The sequence below is a fragment of the Streptomyces sp. AF1A genome (assembly GCF_047340315.1).
Taxonomy (GTDB): domain Bacteria; phylum Actinomycetota; class Actinomycetes; order Streptomycetales; family Streptomycetaceae; genus Streptomyces.
Genome location: NZ_JBLEBI010000317.1, coordinates 1 through 3,662, shown reverse-complemented (window position 1 = coordinate 3,662; position 3,662 = coordinate 1). Strand labels below are relative to the sequence as shown.

The following is a 3,662-nucleotide window of genomic DNA, read 5'->3' as shown; positions in this document are numbered from 1 at the left end:
TCGGCCAGCGAGAGGTCGGCGACCTTGAAGTCCTGTCGGTTCTCGACAGTCGTCATTACGAGCTGCTCCTCGGTATCGGGTCGAGGTGGGTACGGCTGGTCTGCGCGGCGGCGGACACACGTGGTGTCCGAGAAGAGGACACTGGCATGCCCACGTACGCGCAGCGCAGTCCGTCGGAGGCCCTCTCTCCCTCGGTCGGCCCGTCCGGGACCGCCCGACCGCCATCAGCAGCGACGTCTGGCTCCGTCCCAAGCTACACCGGACGACCCGGTCGTCCCCAGTCCGCCTCCGGATGCTTCGAGCCGACCGGAGGGCGGTGGTGCGCCGTCGCGCGGTCGGTCAGTGCCCGACGGCGTGCGGGTTGGGGCCGCCGGGGGTCGCCTCCGGGTCCGGGCCCTTGGCGGCCTCGGCCTCGCTGTAGATGTCCGGTTCCAGGTAGATGACGCGGGCGATGGGGACGGCATCGCGGATGCGGGCCTCGGCCGCGTTGATGGCGCTTGCGACCTCGGCTGCCGTGTCGTCGTGCCGGACGGCGATCTTGGCGGCGATCAGCAGCTCCTCGGGGCCGAGGTGCAGCGTGCGCATGTGGATGACGCCGGTGACCGTGCGGCCGTCGACCATCGCGGTCTCGATCTGCTTGACCACGTCGGTGCCTGCGGCCTCGCCGAGCAGCAGGGACTTGGTCTCGGCGGCCAGGACGAGGGCGATGCAGACGAGCAGGACACCGATGCAGACGGTGCCGATGCCGTCCCAGACGGCGTCGCCGGTGATCACGGTGAGACCGACGCCGAGCAGGGCGAGGACGAGGCCGATGAGTGCGCCGAAGTCCTCCAGCAGGACGACGGGCAGCTCGGGCGCCTTGGCGCGGCGGATGAACTGTGCCCAGGACAGCGCGCCGCGCAGCTCGCTGGACTCCTTGATGGCCGTGCGGAAGGAGAAGCCCTCGGCGATCACCGCGAACACGAGGACGCCCACCGGCCAGTACCAGTGCTCCAGTGCGTGCGGGTGGCTGATCTTCTCGTAGCCCTCGTAGATGGCGAACATGCCGCCGATGGAGAAGAGGACGATCGAGACGAGGAAGGCGTAGATGAAGCGCTCGCGGCCGTAGCCGAAGGGGTGCTGCGGGGTGGCTTCGCGCTGTGCCTTCTTGCCGCCGATGAGCAGCAGGAACTGGTTGCCGGAGTCGGCGAGCGAGTGGACGCCCTCGGCGAGCATCGAGGAGGAGCCGCTGAACGCGAATGCCACGAACTTCGATGCCGCGATCGCGAGGTTGGCGCCGAGTGCCGCCACGATCGCCCTGGTACCGCCTGACGCGCTCATGTGTCCGCGTTGTCCCTTCGCCTCTGTCGCGCTCGTCCGCCCATGCCGTCCGGACGGGTTCCGGCTTTGCCCGGCCTTTGCCGGTGGGCCATTCTTGCAGCCCGGCCGGGCCCTGGCGCGTCAGGTATCCACAGTCGCGGTCATACGATCACAGTGGCGCGGAAGATGGTGCCCGCGCCCGAGATCTCGGCCTTCTCGTCCGCGGGGACGAAGACGGACCGGCCCGGGCCCAGCCGGTGCTCGCCCGCCGTCACGGAACCGGCCGTGCAGAGCAGGATCTGCGGGGTGTCGCGGGTGAGGTCGTGCGCGGCGCCGCCCTCGGACAGGACGTACCGGGACAGGCGGAACTCGTCGATCGGCGTCTCGTAGACCTCCTCACCGCCCGCGGACGCCTCCGGGCGCAGCACGCCCGGCTCGCTCGCCTCGAACCGGACGATGCGCAGCAGTTCCGGGACGTCGACGTGCTTGGGGGTCAGGCCGCAGCGCAGGACGTTGTCGGAGTTGGCCATGATCTCGACGCCGAGGCCGCTGAGGTAGGCGTGCGGGATGCCGGCGCCGAGGAACAGGGCCTCGCCGGGCTGCAGCCGGACGTGGTTGAGGAGCATGGCCGCGATGACGCCGGGGTCGCCCGGGTAGTGGTGGGCGAGGTCGGCGTAGGGGGCGTGGTCGCCGCCGAGGCGGGTGCAGGCGGCGGTGGCCTCGGCCACCGTGCGGGCCATCTCCCGCGGGTCGGCGGTGAGGATCGCGGTGAGGACCTCGCGCAGGGCCGCGTCCGCGGGGTGGGCATGCAGCAGGTCGACGTACGGCTTGAGCGAGTCGACGCCGAGCCCGGCGAGCAGGCCGGCGGCCTGGACGGGGTCGCGGAAGCCGCACAGGCCGTCGAACTCTGTGAGCGCGCAGATCAGTTCGGGCTTGTGATTGGCGTCCTTGTAGTTGCGGTCCGGAGCGTCCAGCGGGATGCCGCGCCGCTCCTCGTCCGCGTAGCCGTCCCTGGCCTGCTCGAGGTCGGGGTGCACCTGCAGGGACAGGGGCGCGCCGGCGGCGAGGATCTTCAGCAGGAACGGCAACTGCGGGCCGAACTTCGCGACCGTCTCGGCGCCCAGCTCGCCCTTGGGGTCGGCGTCGATGACGTCGACGAGCGTGCCGCGCGCGGTGCGCGACGGCGCTCCCGGGTGGGCGCCCATCCACATCTCCGCCTGGGGCTCACCGGTCGGCTCCACACCGAGCAGGTGCGGGATGGCGGTGGGGGAACCCCAGGCGTAGGGGCGGATGGCGTTGTCGAGGCGGTCCATGTCTTCTCTGTCTCCGTAGGTACGCGGCTCAGCCTGCGCCGGCGCCGGGGGGCGCGGTGCCGGTGGGGGCGCGGGTGGCCCGGCCCGTGGCCGGATCAGGCCCCGGAAGCGAGCGCCAGGTAAACGGCGGCGAAATCCGTGACGGCGATCAGTTCCGCGAGGGACTCCAGCTCGCCGCCCTCCTCAGGTTCGAGTTCGCTGATCGGCGTGTCGTGGCTGAGGGCCAGGTCGCGGGCCGCGGTCGCGGCGGTGAGTCCGCCGATGGGGCGGTCGCGCAGCAGCACCACGCGCGCGTGCAGCGCGGGCGGCTCCTCCACGCGGTCGCGGAAGAAGTCCTCCGGGTCGGCGCTGGCCGCGAGCGGGCCGGCCAGCAGGGCGCTGTGCGTGGCGAGCGCCTCGGGGAGCTCGGCGACGACGGCGGGCCGGCCGGCGAGTTCGGCGAGGGCGGCGGCGAACCGGCGGCCCGCCGGGCCCCCCGAGGGTCCTTCGGTCCACACCACGGGCAGCGCGTCGGCGAGCTCGGCGGCGAGGGTCTTGGCGGGGTTGCTGTAGGTCGCGATGGCTGGACCGCAGCGCTCGGCGATGTGGTCGAGGCGGTCGGCGATCTTCTCCAGGTCCTCCGGCGGGGCGTTGAGCAGGCCGACGCGGTCCAGGAGGGCCAGCAGCGGGGTGAGCAGGGCCCAGAAGACGCCCGGGGAGGACGCGGCGAGCGGTTCCTCCTGGTCGTACGGTGCCGTGGCCATCGGTACGAACAGTCCGTGCGCGCCGGCGACCGCCTCGGCCAGGGGGGTGCCGGCCGGGGCCACGGCCACCACCGTGACGCCCCGGCGGTAGGCCTGGTCGGCGAGGAGGGAGAGGCTGGGTTCGGTGCCGTCCGGGGTGGCGAACAGGAGCAGGTCCACGGATCCGGCCCAGCCGGGAAGTTCCCAGCGCAGGGCGCCCGCGGCCGGGGCGACCCCGGTGGGTGCCAGGCGGACCACCGGGCTGCCGGGGCCGGCCAGCGTGCCGAGGAGGTCGGCGGTGTGCGTGGCGGCGGCACCGGGGCCGGCG

General features: G+C 72.9%; 3 protein-coding genes. All 3 read right to left on the bottom strand.

What is annotated here, in order from left to right:
- Window positions 1-339: 339 nt before the first annotated feature.
- Window positions 340-1,320, bottom strand: coding sequence for a cation diffusion facilitator family transporter (locus ACLU3S_RS36260; protein ID WP_413956231.1), 981 nt, complete (start codon window positions 1,318-1,320; stop codon window positions 340-342).
- A 140-nt stretch (window positions 1,321-1,460) separates the two neighbouring features.
- Window positions 1,461-2,612: a mannose-6-phosphate isomerase, class I gene (gene manA / locus ACLU3S_RS36255; RefSeq protein WP_413956230.1), complete on the bottom strand. Its 1,152-nt coding sequence runs from the start codon at window positions 2,610-2,612 to the stop codon at window positions 1,461-1,463.
- A gap of 95 nt (window positions 2,613-2,707) precedes the next feature.
- Window positions 2,708-3,662 (bottom strand): SIS domain-containing protein (locus ACLU3S_RS36250; protein ID WP_413956229.1); only part of this gene is annotated, 955 nt, incomplete at its 5' end.

Bases quoted from the DNA above. Each gene is read 5' to 3' on its own strand.
- ACLU3S_RS36260 (WP_413956231.1), bottom strand. From the start codon at position 1,320: ATGAGCGCGTCAGGCGGTACCAGGGCGATCGTGGCGGCACTCGGCGCC.
- manA (WP_413956230.1), bottom strand. From the start codon at position 2,612: ATGGACCGCCTCGACAACGCCATCCGCCCCTACGCCTGGGGTTCCCCC.